We start from the raw sequence: 20,558 nt of genomic DNA on the forward strand, positions 1-20,558 counted from the left end.
ATTTGTATGGGGATTAGTTACGCAGACGCGGCGCCTGGAGTTGTTTGCGGATGGTCTGCGCCAGCTCATCCATGGATGGCTGTTCAGGATGTTCATCCTGCAATTCGCTACTTAGCTGGGCTTCAGCCAGGTAGGTATGAACCGGTAGGCCGTTGTCATCCTCCATCACCACGTGATACCACGGAGCGGCGCGAAGCTCATCGTTCACCGCCAGCTCATCAGGCGACGGTTCAGAGAGCGAATAAACCGGGTCGATATCCACGACCACTCCGAGATAACCTAACAGGGAATGGCGGACCTGCTGGCCGATACCGAATTTGCTGGCAATCATAGTCACCTCCCGGGAAATCTTCACCTTTGATATAAGGGTAAAATTCCACATTTCAAGTTACATGACGCGACAGGCAAACCCTTTCAGATATAGCCCTTCCGGGTAGGTAGCGATCACCGGATGATCGGCTGCCTGACGGAACTGCTCTATAAATTGTATATCACGACCGGCATCTATTGCGGCATCAGCGATGATTTTCTGAAATAAATCGCTGGTCATCAGGCCTGAACAGGAGAAAGTCAGGAGAACACCGCCCTCATTCAGCAACTGAATCGCCAGCATGTTGATGTCTTTATAGCCACGACATGCGCCCATCAACTGGCTTTTGTTCTCAACAAACTTCGGCGGGTCCATTACGATAACGTCAAATTTCTCCCCACGATCGCGATAAGTACGCAGCAATTTAAAGACGTCATCACGCACGAACTCTGCTTTGCTCAGATCCAGTTTGTTCAGCTCAACGTTCTGCCGTGCAATATCCAGTGCTTCCTGGGAGGTATCAACGCTGACAACCTGGCTGCAACCGCCCATTAATGCCGATACCGCGAAACCACCGGTATAGGAGAAACAGTTCAGTACGCGTTTATTTTCAACGTAGCGGCGCGTTGCCAGTCGGCTGTCGCGCTGATCCAGGTAGTAGCCTGTTTTGTGTCCGTGTTGAATGTCCACCAGCAGTTTCATGCCGTGTTCTTCAATCGGCAGCAGGGCTGGTGGCAGTTCGCCAGTGACTGGCCCCTGGGTCAGCTCCATTCCTTCTTTTTTACGTACTGCGACGTCGCTGCGATCGTAAATCGCACATTCCGGGTACAGCGTTTGCAGGGCGCTGATCAATGCCGCCCGCTGATATTCTGCGCCAGCACTCAGCAGTTGCAGCACCAGAAAATTACCGAAACGATCGATAGTTATACCTGGCAGTCCATCAGACTCACCGGCAATTAAACGATAGCTATCGAGGCCATCTTTTTTCGCCAGCCAGTCGCGCCACTTTTGCGCCTGTTGTAAGCGTCGGGTGAAAAAGGCAATGTCGATGGATTCCGAGGGATCGAAAGTCCAGACGCGAGCACGGATTTGCGAAGCCGGCGAATAAGCGCCGCGTGCTAACCATTTTCCCTGATGATCAACAATATCGATGGTTTCACCGAGGCTGGCTTTACCTTCCATACGGGCAACGGCTCCGGAAAAGACCCACGGATGGCGACGAAGTAATGATTTTTCGCGCCCTTTGGCTAACACTAAACGTACACTCATAATTTACTATTCTGTCGATGCAAAGAAATGGGCGCCATTGTCCGGAGTTTTCCATGGATTTGCAACGCAGCTATAAGGATAAGGAGAGCGGTAATGTCGAAAGTATGCATAATTGCCTGGGTCTATGGGCGAGTTCAGGGGGTAGGCTTTCGCTATACCACGCAGTATGAAGCGAAAAAACTGGGATTAACCGGCTATGCCAAAAACCTTGACGATGGCAGCGTGGAAGTGGTCGCGTGTGGTGAAGAAGGACAGGTGGAAAAATTAATGCAGTGGTTAAAGAGTGGCGGCCCGCGTTCTGCGCGTGTGGAACGGGTACTTAGCGAGCCGCATCATCCCTCGGGGGAATTAACTGATTTTCGTATCCGTTAAATACATTTTACTGGTTTTGGCAGGCCAGCAATTTTGGTGGCTTGCTTTGCCGGGCCTTTGGGGAACAGTCGGTATAAATAGCGGCTGTTACCTTTTTCTTCGCCAAACTTATTCGCCATCGCTTTTACCAGCATACGAATCGCTGGAGAAGTATTGAATTCCAGATAGAAATCACGCACAAAACGCACCACTTCCCAGTGTTCTGGCGACAGCGTAATTCCTTCGTTCTCTGCAATCACCACCGCCAGCGGTTCACTCCACTGGCTGCTTTCTTTGAGATAGCCTTCGGTATCCGTTTCTATCTCTTTACCTTCGAAGATCAGCATAATTTTTTACTACCTTAATCAGACTGGCGGCAGTGTAACAAAAAACAAAGCCCCGCATAAAGCGAGGCTCTGTAAGTGGCATAGGGCGAGATTAATCGCGGCTGGCGAAGCCCAGAATGCTCAACAGGCTAACGAAGATGTTGTACAGCGACACATACAGGCTAACCGTGGCACGAATGTAGTTCGTTTCACCGCCATGAATGATGTTGCTGGTTTCAAACAGAATCGCGCCAGAAGAGATCAGAATGAATACCGCACTGATTGCCAGATGCAGAGCAGGTAGCTGCAGGAAGATATTCGCTACCATTCCAATCAATACCACCACAATACCTGCCATCAGCATACCGCCGAGGAAAGACATGTCTTTGCGGGTAGTCAGCACATACGCAGAGCAGCAGAAGAACACTAATGCTGTGCCGCCCAGCGCCATAGCGATTACGTCGCCCATTCCGGCAGACAGGTAAGTGTTCAGAATTGGTCCGAGGATATAACCGAGAAAACCGGTAAAGGCGAACGCGGAGATAATCCCGGTCGGCTTATTCGCCGTTTTATAGGTCAGGAACATTAAACCATACATCCCCACCAGCGTCAGAATCAGACCCGGAGATGGCAGCATCAGAACTGTACTGGCCGTTGCGGTAATCGCCGAAAAGGCCAGCGTCAGGCTCAGCAAGAAATAGGTATTACGCAGCACCTTATGGGTGCTAAGTAGCGATGTACGGTCATGTGAAGAACTAACTATACGATCCATGGAGTCACTCTCTATGACAGGTGTAATTAATAAAGCAGCATAATGATATTGCCGAAAGCTACCCAGAGGTTTTACCCATCTTTACGCATTTGATCTGGAACAGATTTAGCAAAGACAGATTAAGTCATTGGGATGGCATAACGGCATGGCGATTTTGACAGGTAAAAGAAAAAGGGGTTAGCATTTAGCTAACCCCTTATCTTATTTGGCGGAAGCGCAGAGATTCGAACTCTGGAACCCTTTCGGGTCGCCGGTTTTCAAGACCGGTGCCTTCAACCGCTCGGCCACACTTCCGGAATGACGCGAACTATAAACATCCCGATGCGTCGTGTAAACCCCCAATGTGTTTGTTTGCCTGAAAAACAGACAAAATCGTGTTGATTGCGTGAAATAACAGCAATTTGCGCATTCCATCGCCATAAAAATCGCTTCATAACCTTCCTGCGGCAAACCTTAAGGAAAATAAGGTTCATTTTTATCGTTAAAAGATAAATCCACACACTCTGTATTGTTTTGTGCAAAAGTTTCACTACGCTTTATTAACAATACTTTCTGGCGACGTGCGCCAGTGCAGAAGGATGAGCTTTCGTTTTCTGTCTCTCTCGTGAAGCGATGGTTTGCCTTGCTCCAGGGACGTCGCTTGCCGACCAAAAGCGCCCGGCACTCCAGCCGGTGTCGCAAGGAGAAGAGACGTGCTATATGAATAACGAGGAAACCTTTTACCAGGCTATGCGACGTCAGGGGGTTACCCGGCGAAGTTTTCTTAAATATTGCAGTCTGGCTGCCACGTCGCTGGGATTAGGCGCGGGGATGGCACCAAAGATTGCCTGGGCGCTGGAGAATAAACCCCGCATTCCAGTGGTGTGGATCCACGGTCTTGAATGCACCTGCTGTACCGAATCTTTTATCCGTTCTGCTCATCCGCTGGCGAAGGATGTCATTCTTTCCCTTATTTCTCTCGACTACGACGATACTCTGATGGCTGCCGCAGGCACTCAGGCAGAGGAAGTCTTTGAAGACATCATCACGCAATACAACGGCAAATATATCCTCGCAGTAGAAGGTAACCCGCCGCTGGGCGAGCAGGGGATGTTCTGTATCAGTAGCGGTCGACCGTTTATTGAGAAACTCAAACGTGCCGCCGCCGGAGCCAGTGCGATTATCGCCTGGGGAACCTGCGCTTCCTGGGGTTGCGTGCAGGCCGCGCGGCCCAATCCTACGCAGGCAACACCCATCGACAAAGTTATTACCGACAAACCTATTATCAAAGTACCTGGCTGCCCACCGATCCCGGATGTGATGAGCGCCATCATTACCTACATGGTGACGTTTGATCGCCTGCCGGATGTCGACAGAATGGGGCGTCCGCTAATGTTCTATGGTCAGCGAATCCACGATAAATGTTATCGCCGCGCCCACTTTGATGCCGGAGAGTTCGTGCAGAGTTGGGATGATGACGCCGCGCGCAAAGGTTACTGCCTGTACAAAATGGGCTGCAAAGGGCCAACCACTTATAACGCCTGTTCCTCTACCCGCTGGAATGATGGGGTCTCCTTCCCGATTCAGTCTGGTCACGGCTGCCTGGGCTGTTCTGAAAATGGCTTCTGGGATCGCGGTTCGTTTTACAGTCGCGTGGTCGATATTCCGCAAATGGGCACCCACTCCACCGCCGATACCGTCGGTTTAACCGCACTTGGCGTCGTGGCAGCGGCTGTTGGTGTACATGCAGTCGCCAGCGCCGTTGACCAGCGCAGACGTCATAACCAGCAACTTGCAGAAGCCGAACAACAGCCGGGCAACGAGGATAAACAGGCATGAGCACTCAGTACGAAACTCAGGGATATACCATCAATAATGCCGGACGTCGCCTGGTGGTCGATCCGATTACGCGCATCGAAGGTCATATGCGCTGCGAAGTGAATATTAACGATCAGAATGTGATCACCAATGCAGTTTCCTGCGGCACTATGTTTCGCGGGCTGGAGATCATCCTGCAAGGCCGCGATCCGCGCGATGCGTGGGCGTTCGTTGAACGTATCTGCGGCGTCTGCACTGGCGTACATGCTCTGGCTTCGGTCTATGCAATTGAGGATGCCATCGGCATTAAAGTGCCGGACAACGCCAATATCATCCGCAACATTATGCTGGCGACCCTCTGGTGCCACGACCATCTGGTCCACTTCTATCAGCTCGCCGGGATGGACTGGATAGATGTGTTAGATGCGCTGAAAGCCGACCCACGAAAAACGTCAGAACTGGCGCAAAGCCTCTCCTCGTGGCCGAAATCATCCCCTGGCTATTTCTTCGACGTACAAAACCGACTGAAGAAATTTGTTGAAGGCGGGCAGTTGGGGATTTTCCGCAACGGCTACTGGGGACACCCGCAGTACAAACTGCCGCCAGAAGCCAACCTGATGGGCTTTGCCCACTATCTCGAAGCCCTCGATTTCCAGCGGGAGATCGTCAAAATTCACGCCGTTTTTGGTGGTAAAAACCCACATCCGAACTGGATTGTCGGCGGGATGCCGTGCGCCATTAACATTGACGAAAGCGGCGCGGTCGGGGCGGTCAATATGGAACGCCTGAACCTGGTGCTGTCGATTATCACCCGCACGGCGGATTTCATTAACAACGTGATGATCCCCGACGCCTTAGCCATCGGTCAGTTCAACAAACCGTGGAGCGAAATCGGCACTGGTCTTTCTGATAAATGTGTCCTCAGCTACGGCGCATTCCCGGATATTGCCAACGACTTTGGCGAGAAAAGTCTGCTGATGCCTGGCGGCGCGGTGATTAACGGCGACTTCAACAATGTGCTGCCAGTGGATTTGGTTGATCCGCAGCAGGTGCAGGAGTTTGTCGATCACGCCTGGTATCGTTATCCCAACGATCAGGTCGGGCGTCATCCGTTCGATGGCATCACCGACCCGTGGTACAACCCTGGCGATGTCAAAGGCAGCGATACCAACATTCAGCAACTGAATGAACAGGAACGTTACTCGTGGATCAAAGCGCCACGCTGGCGCGGTAACGCGATGGAAGTAGGGCCGCTGGCACGCACATTGATCGCTTATCACAAAGGCGATGCAGCGACCGTTGAGTCGATCGATCGTATGATGTCGGCGCTGAACCTGCCGCTTTCCGGTATCCAGTCAACGTTGGGCCGCATTTTGTGCCGCGCACACGAAGCGCAGTGGGCCGCAGGCAAGTTGCAATATTTCTTCGACAAGCTGATGACCAACCTGAAAAACGGCAATCTTGCCACTGCCTCTACCGAAAAATGGGAGCCTGCGACCTGGCCGAAAGAGTGCCGTGGCGTCGGTTTTACCGAAGCACCGCGCGGGGCGTTAGGTCACTGGGCCGCCATTCGCGATGGCAAGATTGATCTCTACCAGTGCGTGGTGCCGACCACCTGGAACGCCAGCCCGCGCGATCCCAAAGGGCAGATTGGCGCTTATGAAGCGGCGCTGATGAACACCAAAATGGCGATCCCCGAGCAACCGCTGGAGATCCTTCGTACTCTGCACAGCTTTGACCCGTGCCTCGCCTGTTCAACACACGTGCTGGGCGACGACGGTAGCGAGCTTATCTCCGTGCAGGTGCGTTAACAGCGAAGGAGAATCATCATGCAACAGAAAAGCGACAACGTTGTCAGCCATTATGTCTTTGAAGCACCTGTGCGGATATGGCACTGGCTGACGGTGTTATGCATGGCGGTGTTGATGGTCACCGGTTACTTTATCGGCAAGCCGCTGCCTTCGGTCAGCGGCGAGGCGACGTATCTGTTCTATATGGGCTACATCAGGTTAATTCACTTCAGCGCCGGGATGATTTTTACCGTGATATTGCTGATGCGGATTTACTGGGCGTTCGTTGGTAATCGCTATTCACGCGAGCTTTTCATCGTACCGGTATGGCGTAAAAGCTGGTGGCTGGGCGTGTGGTATGAAATCCGCTGGTATCTGTTTCTGGCAAAACGCCCGAGTGCCGATATTGGTCATAACCCCATCGCCCAGGCGGCGATGTTCGGCTATTTCCTGATGTCTGTCTTTATGATCGTCACCGGTTTTGCGCTGTTCAGCGAACACAGTCAGTACGCTATCTTCACACCGTTCCGTTACGTGGTGGAATTTTTCTACTGGACGGGCGGCAACTCAATGGACATTCACAGCTGGCATCGGCTGGGCATGTGGTTGATTGGCGCTTTTGTGATCGGTCATGTCTATATGGCGCTGCGTGAAGACATTATGTCCGACGACACGGTGATCTCCACGATGGTGAACGGCTACCGCAGCCACAAATTTTTTAAAGTCAAAAGCAACAAGGAGCGTTCATGAGCGAGCAGCGCGTGGTGGTGATGGGGCTGGGAAATCTGCTATGGGCCGATGAAGGTTTCGGCGTGCGGGTGGCGGAACGGCTATATGCCCATCATCACTGGCCCGAAAACGTGGAGATTGTCGATGGCGGCACTCAGGGGCTGAATTTGCTGGGCTACGTTGAAAGCGCCAGCCACTTGTTGATCCTCGATGCCATTGATTATGGGCTGGAGCCAGGAACGCTACGGACGTATGCCGGAGAGCGCATTCCGGCATACCTCAGCGCGAAGAAAATGAGTCTGCACCAGAACAGTTTCTCCGAAGTGCTGGCGCTGGCGGATATTCGTGGGCATTTGCCTGCACAAATCGCCCTGGTCGGGCTGCAACCGGCAATGCTCGACGACTACGGCGGAAGCCTGAGCGAGCTGGCGCGTGAACAACTGCCAGCAGCAGAACAGTTGGCGCTGGCGCAACTGGCTGAGTGGGGAATAGTGCCGCATCTGGCAGAGGAATCACGCTGTCTCAACTATGACTGTCTGTCGATGGAAAATTATGAAGGCGTTCGCTTACGCCAGTACCGGATGACGCTGGAGGAGCAGGGATGATCAATGACTCTCCTTTTAATGCGTTGTGGCAGCGTATGCTGGCGCGTGGATGGACACCTGTCACAGAATCCAGCCTTGATGACTGGCTATCGCAGGCACCAGACGGCGTAGTGCTGTTAAGCAGCGATCCGAAACGCACGCCGGAGGTCAGCGATAATCCGGTAATGATTGGCGAATTACTGCGCGAATTTCCAGACTATGTTTGGCAGGTGGCGGTAGCCGATCTTGCACAGAGCGAAGCCATCGGCGATCGCTTTGGTGTTTTTCGCTTTCCCGCCACACTGGTGTTTACTGGCGGTAGCTATCGCGGCGTGCTGAATGGTATTCACCCGTGGGCGGAGCTGATAAACCTGATGCGTGGGCTTGTCGAACCGCAACAGGAGCGAGCCTCATGAGTGACACTTTTTTCCATTTGCTGGGGCCAGGAACGCAACCTGACGACGACAGTTTCAGTATGAATCCGCTGCCGATCACCTGCCAGGTGAATGATGAACCGAGCATGGCGGCACTGGAACAGTGTGCACATAGCCCGCAGGTGATTGTGCTGTTAAACGAACTGCAACAACAGCTAAGTCAACGTATCCCCCCTTTGGGCGAGGTGCTGGCAGTCGATCTGTTCAATCTCAACGCTTACGATCGCCACTTTATCAATACGCTTCTCGGGGAAGGGGAAGTGTCAGTTCGCATCCAACATGTTGATGGCAGTGAAAGTGAAATTCAGGAGGCGATCATCTGCGGATTATGGCGAGTGCGCAGACGTCGCGGCGAACAGTTGCTGGAGGACAAACTGGAGGTGGGCTGCGCGCCGCTGCCGTTGTGGCAGGCGGCAACGCAAAACGTCTTGCCGACAGATTCGCTGTTACCGCCGCCTGTTGATGGCCTGATGAACGGACTGCCGTTGGCTCATGAATTGCTGGCGCATGTGCGTACCCCTGACACGCAGCCGCACAGTATTAACCTGACGCAATTGCCCATCAGCGAGGCTGACCGACTTTTTCTCTCGCGCCTTTGCGGGGCGGGGAATATTCAGATTCGCACTATTGGCTATGGCGAGAGCTATATCAACGCCACCGGGTTACGCCATGTCTGGCATTTACGCTGCACGGACACCCTAAAAGGCCCGCTGCTTGAGAGTTATGAAATCTGCCCTATACCGGAAGTTGTGCTGGCAGCGCCGGAAGATTTGGCGGATTCTGCGCAGCAGTTGGGCGAGGTGTGCCAGTGGCTGGTGGAAAACGAGCAACAGTGAAAACGGCGGCAAATGTCGCTTTCAGTCTTATGAATATCGCAATCAGCGAATACAACCACCTACAAACTGTAAGGGTAAAAAGGGAGATCTACTATTAAAGGGTTATTTCCCTCTCTTCGCCTACAGGAGTTCGCATGTGGGATGTTATTGACTTATCGCGCTGGCAGTTTGCACTGACCGCGCTGTACCACTTTTTATTCGTGCCCCTTACCCTGGGGCTGATTTTTTTGCTGGCTATCATGGAAACCATTTACGTGGTCACCGGCAAAACAGTCTACCGCGATATGACGCGTTTCTGGGGTAAGCTCTTCGGTATCAACTTCGCTCTCGGCGTGGCCACCGGCCTGACGATGGAGTTTCAGTTTGGTACTAACTGGTCATTCTATTCCAACTATGTGGGCGACATTTTTGGCGCACCGCTGGCGATGGAAGCATTAATGGCCTTCTTCCTCGAATCCACCTTTGTCGGTCTGTTCTTCTTCGGCTGGCAACGGCTGAATAAATACCAGCATCTGCTGGTTACCTGGCTGGTGGCATTCGGTTCCAATATCTCCGCATTGTGGATTTTGAATGCCAACGGCTGGATGCAGTTCCCGACCGGCGCGCATTTCGATATCGACACCCTGCGTATGGAGATGACCAGTTTCAGCGATCTGGTTTTTAACCCTGTCAGCCAGGTGAAGTTTGTCCATACGGTGATGGCGGGTTATGTGACCGGGGCGATGTTCATTATGGCGATCAGCGCCTGGTATTTACTGCGCGGACGGGAGCGTGATGTTGCGCTACGTTCGTTTGCCATCGGCTCGGTCTTTGGCACACTGGCGATAATCGGCGCGCTGCAACTTGGAGACAGTTCTGCTTATGAAGTCGCACGCGTTCAGCCGGTAAAACTGGCAGCAATGGAAGGGGAGTGGCAAACCGAACCCGCACCTGCGCCGTTCCATCTTGTTGCCTGGCCGGAACAGGATCAAGAACGTAATGCCTTTGCCATCAAAATTCCCGCACTGTTAGGGATCCTCGCCACTCACTCATTAGATAAGCCCGTTCCGGGGCTGAAAAATTTGATGGCTGAAACCTATCCACGCTTGCAACGCGGACGTATGGCCTGGCTGCTGATGCAGGAGATCTCGCAGGGCAACCGTGAGCCGCATGTTCTGCAGGCGTTTCGTAATCTGGAAAGCGATCTCGGTTACGGCATGTTGCTCTCCCGCTATGCGCCGGATATGAATCATGTCACACCTGCGCAGTATCAGGCGGCGATGCGTGGCGCTATTCCACAGGTTGCGCCGGTGTTCTGGAGTTTCCGCATCATGGTGGGCTGCGGTTCGCTGCTGTTACTGGTAATGCTGATTGCGCTCGTTCAGACGCTGCGCGGCAAAATCGACCAGCATCGTTGGGTGCTGAAAATGGCGCTCTGGAGTTTGCCGTTGCCGTGGATTGCGATTGAAGCCGGGTGGTTTATGACCGAGTTTGGTCGTCAGCCGTGGGCGATTCAGGACATTTTACCGACATACTCCGCGCACTCCGCATTAACCACGGGCCAACTGGCTTTCTCACTGATCATGATCGTAGGGCTTTATACCCTGTTCTTAATCGCCGAAGTCTACCTGATGCAGAAATATGCCCGTCTGGGGCCGAGCGCGATGCAGAGTGAACAACCGACGCAGCAACAGGGGTAAAGGAGAGAATCATGTTTGATTATGAAACATTGCGCTTCATCTGGTGGCTGCTGATTGGCGTCATCCTGGTGGTCTTTATGATCTCCGATGGATTTGACATGGGGATTGGCTGTCTGCTGCCGCTGGTGGCGCGTGATGATGATGAACGTCGGGTATTGATTAACAGCGTTGGCGCGCACTGGGAAGGCAACCAGGTCTGGTTGATTCTTGCGGGCGGGGCATTATTTGCCGCCTGGCCCAGAGTCTATGCAGCGGCGTTTTCCGGCTTTTATGTGGCGATGATTCTGGTGCTGTGCTCGCTGTTCTTTCGCCCGCTGGCTTTTGATTATCGTGGAAAAATCGCCGATGCACGCTGGCGTAAAATGTGGGATACCGGTCTGGTCATCGGTAGTCTGGTGCCGCCGGTGGTCTTCGGTATCGCGTTCGGTAATTTGTTACTTGGCGTGCCGTTTGTCTTCACGCCGCAATTACGCGTGGAGTACCTCGGTTCTTTCTGGCAATTGCTGACACCGTTCCCATTACTGTGTGGTTTGCTCAGTCTGGGCATGGTGATTTTGCAAGGGGGCGTCTGGTTACAACTAAAAACAGTCGGTGCTATTCACCTGCGTTCGCAACTGGCGACCAAACGCGCTGCGCTGTTGGTCATGCTGTGCTTTTTGCTGGCGGGGTACTGGCTGTGGGTGGGTATTGATGGCTTCGTATTGCTTGCCCAGGATGTTAACGGCCCGTCCAATCCGTTAATGAAACTGGTTGCCGTACTGCCCGGTGCCTGGATGAATAATTTTGCTGAATCGCCGATATTGTGGATCTTCCCGCTGCTGGGTTTTTTCTGCCCGTTACTGACGGTGATGGCGATTTATCGTGGTCGCCCCGGTTGGGGATTTCTGCTGGCATCATTGATGCAATTTGGCGTTATCTTCACGGCAGGTATCACTCTGTTTCCGTTTGTCATGCCTTCGAGCATCAGTCCGATCTCCAGCCTGACGCTGTGGGACAGCACCTCCAGTCAGCTGACGTTGAGCATTATGTTAGTAATTGTGCTGATATTTTTGCCTATTGTGTTGCTCTACACTGTGTGGAGCTACTACAAAATGTGGGGGCGCATGACAACTGAAACTCTTCGCCGTCACGATAGTGAGCTGTACTAAGGAGGGATGATCAATGTGGTATTTATTGTGGTTCGTCGGAATTTTGTTGATGTGTTCACTCTCCACCGTGGTGTTGGTATGGCTGGAACAGCGTCTGAAAGGTTGATTTGACGCACAACGAACGTAGGCCTGATGAGACGCATCAGCGTCGCATCAGGCAATAATGCGAAACATGAAAAACGGAAACCTGGCGATGAAAGCGATTTTGATCCCCTTTTTTTCTCTTTTGCTTCCGTTAACACCGCTACCTGCATTTGCTCAGGGGGCGCCGGAACTGAAGCTGGAAAGTGTAGTGATTGTCAGCCGTCATGGTGTGCGAGCACCCACCAAATCTACGCAACTCATGCAGGACGTTACTCCAGACACCTGGCCTGGCTGGCCGGTGAAGCTGGGTTGGCTGACACCACGAGGCGGTGAGCTGATCTCTTATCTCGGACATTACCAACGCCAACGCCTGGTGGCTGACGGTTTACTGGCAAAAAATGGTTGCCCGAAAGCTGGGCAGGTCGAGATTATTGCCGATGTCGACGAGCGCACTCGTAAAACAGGTGAAGCCTTTGCTGCCGGGCTGGCTCCCGATTGTGCAATAACCGTACATACTCAGTCAGACACTTCCCGTCCCGATCCGTTATTTAATCCCCTGAAAACCGGTGTTTGCCAATTGGATAAAGTGAACGTGACTGAGGCGATTCTCAGCAGGGCAGGCGGCTCTCTCGTTGATTTTACCGATCATCGGCAAACGGCATTTCACGAACTGGAGCGGGTACTCAATTTTCCGCAATCAAGTCTGTGCCTCAAACGAGAGAAACAAGACGAAAGCTGTTCGTTCACGCAGGCATTACCCTCTGAACTCAAGGTGAGTGCTGATAACGTCTCATTAACAGGTGCGGTAAGCCTCGCATCCATGCTGACGGAGATCTTTCTCCTGCAACAAGCACAGGGAATGCCGGAGCCTGGCTGGGGACGAATCACTGATTCACATCAGTGGAACACCTTGTTAAGTCTGCATAATGCGCAGTTTTATTTACTGCAACGTACCCCTGACGTGGCTCGTAGCCGTGCCACACCGTTGTTGGATTTAGTTCTGACGGCGCTGACGCCAAACAACCCGCAAAAATCGATCTATGGAATTACGCTACCGACTTCACTGTTGTTTATTGCCGGGCACGATACCAACCTGGCGAATCTCGGCGGCGCACTGAAGCTTAACTGGACGCTGCCGGGCCAACCGGATAACACCCCGCCGGGTGGTGAACTGGTATTTGGACGCTGGCGGCGGCTAAGTGATAACAGTCAATGGATTCAGGTTTCGCTGGTATTCCAGACCTTGCAGCAGATGCGTGATAAAACGCCGCTATCGCTAAAAACGCCGCCTGGAGAGGTAAAACTGACACTGGCAGAATGTGAGGAGAGAAACGCGCAGGGCATGTGTTCACTGGCGGATTTTACGCAAATAGTGAATGAAGCGCGCATTCCGGCATGTAGTTTACATCAGGATAAATAAACATTTGCCGCTGTTGGTCCACGCAGGCCATTAATGCGGCAAAATTCTACGCGTAATCCTGGGATGAGCACTTCTGCGTCGCGGGGACTGAATGCGGAAATATGAACCTGGACTTCTTTACGACCGTCGGAGGGGATGATGAATCCTTTGCCGCTTTTGCGATCAAAGGTTTTGACAATTCCTGTCATTTTACGGGACAAACAAATTCCTTACTAAAAATACTGCGCTGCACTATACGGGGTTAATAAAATAAAGCCAGCGATATTTAAGACCGCCGGACGGCTAAAATAAAATTTGCTTAATCATATTTATCATGCGTTAATAGCTGCGTCGGTTTGAAAGACAGACAGCATACAAAGTAGTTTACTAAAGCAGTTCTCATTATCAGGCATTATCCCCTTCTTTTGAGTCTCTCTCCTGAACACTAAGTAGTTTCTGTAATAAAGCCCTGTTTGCCGAAAGGCCCAAAATGAAGGAAGTAAAATATGTCTAATAAAATGACTGGTTTAGTAAAATGGTTTAACGCAGATAAAGGTTTTGGCTTTATCACTCCTGATGATGGCAGCAAGGACGTTTTCGTTCATTTCACCGCCATCCAGAGCAATGAATTCCGCACGCTGAATGAAAATCAGAAAGTCGAATTTTCTATTGAGCAGGGGCAGCGTGGTCCCTCGGCAGCGAACGTTGTTACGCTCTAAGGTTGCCGTTATTACTCAACATCTCCATTTCCGCTGTCCATGTTGTCATGGTTCACAGTACCGCACATCGGCATTCGATGTGACGGAGCGAAACCCTTTGGGCGCTAAGTGTATTTTCTGTAAATCGACGATGATCACCTTTGATAACGTTGCCTTGCAAATACGCACTGACCATGCGCCGCTGGATTTCACAAAATAATATCAGGCTCCCTCGCGGAGCCTTTTTTATATCTTCTGTTTGCACTTATCCCTGTACGCATATTGAGCGATAACCTACTGATTATTGAATCTTTCATGCAGATGGCTTATAACATTTCTAACCTGACCAGGGGATCGGAACCAACACCTTGCTGGCGTGTTGCTGTCTTTTAAGACCAGAAGAGGTTAACAGTGAATATTGAAGAGCTAAAAAAACAAGCCGAAACGGAAATCTCCGAGTTTATTGCGCAAAAAATCGCCGAATTGAATAAGAACACAGGGAAAGAAGTCTCTGAAATTCGCTTTACTGCGCGGGAGAAAATGACCGGGCTTGAAGGTTATGACGTCAAAATCAAAATAATGTGATTTTGTGAACATCACCCCGCACGAGGTGATGTTCCGCTTGTTGCTATTTTAATGACCAATCATTGGTGCTTGCGGAATTAAGCGTCGATACAATTCTTCTGGCACCGGGCTTTGCCATACGCCCGCATACATCGCATAACCAATCACCGCAAACATAATCCCCAGAACCAGTAGCGTCATTAACCAGCCAGACAACGCAAAGGCTTTTTTATTTGCCGCAGGTTTTTGCAGCGAAAAAGTTAATGTTGAAGCGACCGGACATGACTCGACACAGGTCATACAGCCGGTACATTCCACCGTTCTAACCTGGATTAATTTATCGACAGGTATCCGTGACGGACAATTACTTGCGCATTTGCCGCAGTCGATACAACTTTCGGCATTGCGACGAATCTTAAACGGCGAAAATAATGAAACCAGTCCCATCAGCGCACCATATGGGCAAAGATAACGACACCAGGCATGGCGAATAAACAGGCTGGCAATCAGTAAAACGATCACGCTGATTAACGTCGCTGTTCCCATATGGCGAAAGAAATCGAGCATTTTAACGTCCATCACCACGCTGTAGGGCGATAGCATAAAATAGTGAATCGCCTGAGCGGGCATCAATAACGCGATATAGAGAAAAAAACTCAACAGCAAATATTTCACTGCGCGCAGAGGAATATCCAGCCAGCGGGGAAGGGCAAATTGCCGACCAAACAGTTTTTTCCCGAGATCGCCGATTAATTCAGAAAGCGTACCAACCGGACATAGCCATGAACAAAAGGCTTTTTTCAGCAACAGACTGATGATGATAAAAGCGACCAGCAACAGCATCGCAGCGGCATGGACGGAAGGTAATTGACCTGTCTCAAGGCTGTATTTCAGATTCATCAGACCGGCAATCGGTAGCCAGCCTTCGATGCCTCCCGGTCTGGCGACAAATGTCGTACTACCTGCCGTTTCGTAATAGCGCACCCAGTACCAGAAGGTGACGGCAATATAAATATTGATTGCTAACAGTAATAATTGCGTTGCTTTACGCCAGGTCGTGGCATTGCGCCAGTCATTCCACGGTAATTTGCCGCCCGTCGTGCCTGGCCGCCGCTGCCAGCGGGTTCTTTTTTTCTCTGTCATGATTTTGCCAGCCCGTTAAGTTGCATACTAAATGCCACTATTCTAAATATTCTTAACTGGCTGATATTGATTCAAATCGCGTTCAGGTCTTTCTTATTCAACCACGCTTCCAGAGCGGCAACACTGCGTGTAATTTCTTCGTGTGGGAGGGGCGCAGATAATGGTTGCTGCTCCAGTTGCGCGCATAGCTGGCAGGCGCTACGCATTCCCAGACTCGAGCAGCTGCTTTTTAGCTGGTGCGCGGCACGTTTAATTTTTTCGCCGTCCCGTCTGGCGCGGGCCGCGTCTATTTCATCGAGAAGTGGCAGGGCATGTTGTTTAAATAATGTCAGCCATTCGCGAATCTTCTTCGTCCCCATTAACTGAGCATCTTCATGGAGTTGCGATACATCCAGCGATTGATCGTTATTGGTTTGTAGTTGGAGATAGTGCGCCAGTAACTGACCGAGCACTTCACGCGGCACCGGTTTAGGGATTATCCCGCGAAAGAGCGAACTGGTACGCTGGCGCAACGTTTCGTCGATGACATGGGCGCTAAAGCCAATCAAAACCAGCGACGGATATTGCTGTGCCAGTTGCCGGGCAAGGGTAATGCCGTCGATATCCGGCAGATCAAAATCCACCAGTGCGGCAGCAAACGGTTCACTATTTTGCAACGTCTCTATTGCCTGCGCGGCATTTCCCACGGCAACGACCTGCGCACCACTGGTGTTCAGCATCTCAACGGTAATTCGCTGGGTTAGCGGGTTATCTTCAATTAACAGCAAACGTACACCATCCAGACGTACAGCCTGATTGACTGTTTTGCACACGGGTGCAGTGGCAACACGTAACGGCAAGCGTAAACAAAAACAGCTTCCAACCTCCGGCGTGCTGGTGGCGCTCAGTTCGCCACCCATCGCCTGGGCCAGACTGCTACTGATAGTCAGCCCCAGCCCGGTGCCGCCGCGTTTGCCGCTCACCTGAACGAATGGTTGGAAGATTTCTGTCAGTTTCGCGGGATCAATACCGCAGCCGCTGTCTTCCACTTCGACCAGCCATTGCTTGCCATCAGTGCGACTGCGCAGGATAATCTGCCCCTTGTCAGTGAAACGCAGGGCGTTGCTCAACAGATTGGTAATAACCTGGCGAATACGTCGCGGATCGCCCATTAACGCGGTCGGCATATCATCGGCAATTTCCATTGCCAGTCGAATCGGACGACCTTTCACCCGTCCGCCCATTAATTGCAGGGTACTTTCCAGCAGCGGGCGTGGTTCAAAGGGTTCATCGCTGACCGAAACATTCTTGCCGCCTGCTTCGATAGCCGAATAATCGAGAATATCGTTAAGGATGGTCAGCAGCGATTCTCCAGAGTCGGTAATTGCCCGCAAATCATCACGCTGGGCGTTAAGTGCGGGGTTATCTGCCAGCAGTTGCGCGGTGCCGAGAATACCGTACAGCGGTGTGCGGATCTCATGACTCATCGCCGCCAGAAATGCCGATTTTGCCTGGCTGGCTTTTTCTGCTTCCGCCCGTGCCTGTCGGTGTTCTACTACCAGCTCCTGCAATTCGGCCGTGCGTGCTTTGACCTGCGCCGCCAGTTGTTCGCGGTGGCGATTAAGCGCATGAACACTGCTGCGAAACGCATCCATCAGCCGCCCAATGGTATCCAGTTCCCGCACGCCAGCGGTTTCCGGGAAAGGGGAGTCGATATCGCCGTCCAGCAAGCGTTGCAGCGCCTGCGTTTGTTCGGCTAGTGGGCGAGTGACTGAACGATAAACCACACGCCAGAGGATCAGAATCAGTGCGCAAAGTGAAACTATTCCCAGCAATAACAGGCTGTATTGCCCGCGTGTACTGGCTTTTTCCAGATGCGCCAGTCCGTGCTGATTACGCAGCTCAATGGTGTCGACCAGCTGACTGACTTCGCTACTAAACTGCGCGAACTGGGCGATGTTATTTTGGGTGAGAGTTTGCAGGCGATTGCTGATTTCATTGTCCTGCTGATAAAGCACCAGTAAATCGCTATAACGGCGAACGGTAGATAACGTAGTTGCGACCTGCGCACGAACCCCCGGATCTTCAACACGTATTTGCCGACGTTGCAGAATTTTCACTGCATTATTGAGCTGATTTTCCAGCATTGACGAATTTTTCTGGATCTGCTCCAGCCCCAGATTCATCACCATTTGCTGTACCCGCAGGGCGCTAAGGCGCAGTTCATTCATCTGGTTAACATACTCAAGATCGATATCAATCAGCCTGTCGAGTGCGCTTTCTGCGGCCTGACGCTGATGTTGTTCGATCAAATCGTAAATCCCGGCCTGGGTAGCTCCGGCGGAGGTTGCAGCGTTATTCGCCTGACCTTGCGCCAGGCGTGCGATTTCATCGGCGGCGGCGACAATCTGCTGACTGAGTTGCTGTTGTTGCTGGCGCAGTTGCAAACGCTGCCCCACCAGCTCCCCTTGTTGACGTAACGAACGGGAGATCTCCTGCTCCTGTTGTTCAATCGCGGAGGTGTCAAAACCTTGTTCCCGTAACGCTTGCAGCAATGCGTTAATCTTCAGGCTTTGTGCGGTGAGCATTCGCCCCTGAGCCTGCCACATCTTTTCGTTATCGGCACTGGTCAGGTTCTGCGCGGCGAAAAGTTCCCAGGCGCTGGCTTCGCTCAACTGGCGCGCCATATTCATGGTAGGAATCAATGCCTGAGTATTGGCTTTTTCCACCTCGCTGACAAAACGCAGGTTGTACCATCCCACCAGGGTACTGGTCAGGGTTAACAGCGCCATCAGGGCAAAGCCCATCCAGAGTCTTCGGGTCAGGGTTAAATTCACGGCCGGTGCACTAAGGTGAAAAAGGTTGAGTCGCAAAGCGGAATGCATCTAGCATAAAGCCTTATTATTGATGAGGCTATCATGCGCGTACTGCTATTTTTACTTCTTTCTCTTTTCATGTTGTCGGCATTTTCGGCTGATAACCTGTTGCGCTGGCATGATGCGCAGCATTTCATGGTGCAAGCCTCTATGCCGCTTAAAGCCAAACGCGCATGGAAACTGTGTGCGCTTTACCCCAGCCTGAAAGATTCATACTGGTTATCGTTGAACTATGGAATGCAGGAGGCCGCTCGCCGCTACGGTGTGGATTTAAAAGTGCTGGAGGCAGGCGGTTACAGTCAGTTAGCTACCCAGCAGGCGCAAATCGACCAGTGTAAACAGTGGGGCGCAGAGGCCATTTTGCTCGGTAGTAGCACGACGTCATTTCCCGATCTGCAAAAGCTGGTAGCAAGTCTGCCAGTGATCGAACTGGTGAATGCCATTGACGGCTCACAGATAAAAAGCCGCGTTGGCGTGCCCTGGTTTCAGATGGGTTATCAGCCAGGGCGATATCTGGTGCAATGGAGCCACGGAAAACCACTGAACGTACTGTTGATGCCTGGCCCCGATAACGCAGGGGGCAGTAAGGAGATGGTCGAGGGATTCCGCACAGCCATTACCGGAAGTCCGGTACGTATTGTTGATATTGCGCTAGGTGACAACGATATTGAAATCCAGCGCAACCTGTTGCAGGAGATGCTGGAGCGCCATCCAGAAATCGACGTCGTTGCCGGAACGGCCATTGCGGCAGAGGCGGCAATGGGCGAAGGGCGCAACCTGAAAACGCCGCTTACCGTGGTGTCGTTTTATCTTTCACATCAGGTGTATCGCGGGCTGAAGCGGGGAAGAGTGATTATGGCTGCCAGCGATCAAATGGTCTGGCAGGGGGAACTGGCGGTCGAGCAGGCTATCAGGCAATTACAGGGACAATCGGTGTCTGATAATGTCAGCCCACCGATTTTAGTTCTGACGCCGAAAAATGCTGACCGTGAACATATCCGCCGCTCGCTGTCGCCAGGGGGATTTCGTCCGGTCTATTTTTATCAGCACACATCAGCGGCTAAGAAATAACCTTCGCCATGTTGCGTCACCAGTAAATCCGCGCTGAGTTTATGGCGTAAACGACGAATTAACACATCGACGGTGCGCAGGTCAGGGTTTTCCACCCGACGCGCAGAGAGCATACGCAGCAGACGTTCACGGCTGAGAATTTCGCCGGGATTGGTCACAAACGCCACCAGCATTTCATACTCTGCGCGGGTCAGTTTAATCGGCTCGCCATCCCGCTCCAGCGTATGGCGCGACACATTCAGGCAATAACCGGCAAAGCGATAGCAGTTGTCCTGAGTGTGCGGTTGCGCCTGTCGCGCGAGGTCGATTCGCCAGAGCAAATTTTTCACTCGTACCACCAGTTCGCGCAGTTCCAGCGGTTTGGTGACGTAATCGTCTGCGCCCATTTCCAGCCCAACAATACGGTCAATCCGATCGCTGCGTCCGGTCACCAGAATAATCCCCACCGTTGAGCGTTCTCGCAGGGCGCGGGTTAACATCAGGCCATTTTCATCGGGCAAATTGATATCCAGCAGAATCAAATCCACTGGCTGATTCTGCATAATTTCCCGCAGTCCGGCACCGCTCGCCGTAACGGAAACGGTATACCTCTCCTGAGTGAAGTAGGTTTGTAATCGCGCCTGGGTAACCGGCTCATCTTCAACAATAACAATATGATGTGGCATCAGAGGGTTTTACTCATTCTGTTCATATCTGTTCATATTCTGCCGTAAGCCGTT

At 52.0% G+C, this 20,558-nt stretch carries 23 protein-coding genes, 1 tRNA gene and 1 pseudogene; 16 read left to right on the forward strand and 9 right to left on the reverse strand.

Annotated features, from left to right (window positions below; genetic code table 11):
* Positions 1-13: 13 nt before the first annotated feature.
* Both hspQ and rlmI read right to left on the reverse strand, forming a co-directional pair.
* A complete protein-coding gene (hspQ, locus tag WC5_RS07455; protein WP_001295356.1) occupies positions 14-331 on the reverse strand; it encodes a heat shock protein HspQ in 318 nt (105 codons plus the stop codon).
* Positions 332-388: 57 nt separating this feature from the next.
* Entirely contained in the window at positions 389-1,579 is a 1,191-nt protein-coding gene (gene rlmI / locus WC5_RS07450; RefSeq protein WP_000116312.1) for a 23S rRNA (cytosine(1962)-C(5))-methyltransferase RlmI, read from the reverse strand.
* A gap of 93 nt (positions 1,580-1,672) precedes the next feature.
* Here rlmI and yccX point away from each other — a divergent pair, with 93 nt between their 5' ends.
* Entirely contained in the window at positions 1,673-1,951 is a 279-nt protein-coding gene (gene yccX / locus WC5_RS07445; RefSeq protein WP_000048236.1) for an acylphosphatase, read from the forward strand.
* Here yccX and tusE read toward each other — a convergent pair.
* The 3 genes from tusE to WC5_RS07430 form a co-directional block, all read right to left on the reverse strand.
* On the reverse strand, positions 1,948-2,277 hold the full coding sequence (gene tusE, locus WC5_RS07440) for a sulfurtransferase TusE (RefSeq protein WP_000904443.1): 330 nt from the start codon (positions 2,275-2,277) through the stop codon (positions 1,948-1,950). The genes yccX and tusE overlap by 4 nt on opposite strands.
* 91 nt (positions 2,278-2,368) lie before the next feature.
* A complete protein-coding gene (gene yccA / locus WC5_RS07435) occupies positions 2,369-3,028 on the reverse strand; it encodes an FtsH protease modulator YccA (protein WP_000375136.1) in 660 nt (219 codons plus the stop codon).
* A 206-nt stretch (positions 3,029-3,234) separates the two neighbouring features.
* Positions 3,235-3,322, reverse strand: a tRNA-Ser gene (locus tag WC5_RS07430).
* 405 nt (positions 3,323-3,727) lie between these two features.
* On the opposite strand from WC5_RS07430, the gene hyaA reads away from it, so the two are divergent.
* The 10 genes from hyaA (at position 3,728) to WC5_RS07380 (ending at position 13,529) form a co-directional block, all read left to right on the forward strand.
* The gene (hyaA, locus tag WC5_RS07425; RefSeq protein WP_010344442.1) at positions 3,728-4,846 is read left to right on the forward strand and encodes a hydrogenase 1 small subunit; all 1,119 of its coding nucleotides are present in this window, start codon (positions 3,728-3,730) and stop codon (positions 4,844-4,846) included.
* Positions 4,843-6,636 carry a Ni/Fe-hydrogenase large subunit gene (gene hyaB / locus WC5_RS07420; RefSeq protein WP_000107361.1) on the forward strand — a complete coding sequence of 598 codons (1,794 nt, stop codon included), beginning with the start codon at positions 4,843-4,845 and terminating at the stop codon, positions 6,634-6,636. The genes hyaA and hyaB overlap by 4 nt, the downstream gene beginning before the upstream one ends.
* A gap of 18 nt (positions 6,637-6,654) precedes the next feature.
* On the forward strand, positions 6,655-7,365 hold the full coding sequence (hyaC, locus tag WC5_RS07415) for a Ni/Fe-hydrogenase b-type cytochrome subunit (protein WP_001186409.1): 711 nt from the start codon (positions 6,655-6,657) through the stop codon (positions 7,363-7,365).
* Positions 7,362-7,949, forward strand: coding sequence for a hydrogenase 1 maturation protease (gene hyaD / locus WC5_RS07410; RefSeq protein ID WP_000003625.1), 588 nt, complete (start codon positions 7,362-7,364; stop codon positions 7,947-7,949). The genes hyaC and hyaD overlap by 4 nt, the downstream gene beginning before the upstream one ends.
* Positions 7,946-8,344 (forward strand): hydrogenase-1 operon protein HyaE, encoded by a 399-nt coding sequence (hyaE, locus tag WC5_RS07405; protein ID WP_000606444.1) that lies wholly within the window; start codon positions 7,946-7,948, stop codon positions 8,342-8,344. The genes hyaD and hyaE overlap by 4 nt, the downstream gene beginning before the upstream one ends.
* Positions 8,341-9,198 (forward strand): hydrogenase expression/formation protein, encoded by an 858-nt coding sequence (locus WC5_RS07400; protein WP_001285387.1) that lies wholly within the window; start codon positions 8,341-8,343, stop codon positions 9,196-9,198. Before hyaE ends, WC5_RS07400 begins: the two co-directional genes overlap by 4 nt.
* Positions 9,199-9,332: 134 nt before the next feature.
* On the forward strand, positions 9,333-10,877 hold the full coding sequence (gene appC / locus WC5_RS07395; protein ID WP_000263591.1) for a cytochrome bd-II oxidase subunit 1: 1,545 nt from the start codon (positions 9,333-9,335) through the stop codon (positions 10,875-10,877).
* A gap of 11 nt (positions 10,878-10,888) precedes the next feature.
* Positions 10,889-12,025: a cytochrome d ubiquinol oxidase subunit II gene (appB, locus tag WC5_RS07390; RefSeq protein ID WP_000460784.1), complete on the forward strand. Its 1,137-nt coding sequence runs from the start codon at positions 10,889-10,891 to the stop codon at positions 12,023-12,025.
* A 13-nt stretch (positions 12,026-12,038) separates the two neighbouring features.
* Complete coding sequence (gene cbdX / locus WC5_RS07385) at positions 12,039-12,131, forward strand: cytochrome bd-II oxidase subunit CbdX (protein ID WP_000270308.1); 93 nt, start codon at positions 12,039-12,041, stop codon at positions 12,129-12,131.
* Positions 12,132-12,218: 87 nt separating this feature from the next.
* A complete protein-coding gene (locus WC5_RS07380; RefSeq protein ID WP_024192220.1) occupies positions 12,219-13,529 on the forward strand; it encodes an AppA family phytase/histidine-type acid phosphatase in 1,311 nt (436 codons plus the stop codon).
* On the opposite strand, the gene cspH is transcribed toward WC5_RS07380, so the two are convergent.
* Entirely contained in the window at positions 13,517-13,729 is a 213-nt protein-coding gene (gene cspH, locus WC5_RS07375; protein ID WP_000087759.1) for a cold shock-like protein CspH, read from the reverse strand. The two genes, WC5_RS07380 and cspH, sit on opposite strands and share 13 nt — an antisense overlap.
* A gap of 285 nt (positions 13,730-14,014) precedes the next feature.
* On the opposite strand from cspH, the gene cspG reads away from it, so the two are divergent.
* From cspG to WC5_RS07365, 4 genes and pseudogenes are all read left to right on the forward strand, one after another.
* A complete protein-coding gene (gene cspG, locus WC5_RS07370; RefSeq protein ID WP_000066493.1) occupies positions 14,015-14,227 on the forward strand; it encodes a cold shock protein CspG in 213 nt (70 codons plus the stop codon).
* A 10-nt stretch (positions 14,228-14,237) separates the two neighbouring features.
* Positions 14,238-14,426, forward strand: a complete 189-nt coding sequence (gene ymcF, locus WC5_RS24185) for a cold shock small protein YmcF (protein ID WP_071524879.1) — start codon at positions 14,238-14,240, stop codon at positions 14,424-14,426.
* Positions 14,401-14,628 (forward strand): annotated as a pseudogene (locus WC5_RS25670) (protein YmcE). The gene ymcF and the pseudogene WC5_RS25670 overlap by 26 nt, the downstream one beginning before the upstream one ends.
* On the forward strand, positions 14,618-14,791 hold the full coding sequence (locus WC5_RS07365; protein WP_001019202.1) for a GnsA/GnsB family addiction module toxin: 174 nt from the start codon (positions 14,618-14,620) through the stop codon (positions 14,789-14,791). Before WC5_RS25670 ends, WC5_RS07365 begins: the two are co-directional and overlap by 11 nt.
* A gap of 48 nt (positions 14,792-14,839) precedes the next feature.
* Here WC5_RS07365 and WC5_RS07360 read toward each other — a convergent pair whose 3' ends face one another.
* Positions 14,840-15,913: a 4Fe-4S binding protein gene (locus WC5_RS07360; protein WP_000136747.1), complete on the reverse strand. Its 1,074-nt coding sequence runs from the start codon at positions 15,911-15,913 to the stop codon at positions 14,840-14,842.
* Between the two features lie 71 nt (positions 15,914-15,984).
* Positions 15,985-18,729, reverse strand: coding sequence for a TMAO reductase system sensor histidine kinase/response regulator TorS (gene torS / locus WC5_RS07355; RefSeq protein WP_072024118.1), 2,745 nt, complete (start codon positions 18,727-18,729; stop codon positions 15,985-15,987).
* Between the two features lie 81 nt (positions 18,730-18,810).
* Here torS and torT point away from each other — a divergent pair, with 81 nt between their 5' ends.
* Positions 18,811-19,839 carry a TMAO reductase system periplasmic protein TorT gene (torT, locus tag WC5_RS07350; RefSeq protein ID WP_001264945.1) on the forward strand — a complete coding sequence of 343 codons (1,029 nt, stop codon included), beginning with the start codon at positions 18,811-18,813 and terminating at the stop codon, positions 19,837-19,839.
* On the opposite strand, the gene torR is transcribed toward torT, so the two are convergent.
* Complete coding sequence (gene torR, locus WC5_RS07345; protein ID WP_001120134.1) at positions 19,812-20,504, reverse strand: two-component system response regulator TorR; 693 nt, start codon at positions 20,502-20,504, stop codon at positions 19,812-19,814. The genes torT and torR overlap by 28 nt on opposite strands.
* Between the last annotated feature and the right edge of the window lie 54 nt (positions 20,505-20,558).

Source organism: Escherichia sp. KTE114, from assembly GCF_000407765.1.
Taxonomy (GTDB): domain Bacteria; phylum Pseudomonadota; class Gammaproteobacteria; order Enterobacterales; family Enterobacteriaceae; genus Escherichia; species Escherichia ruysiae.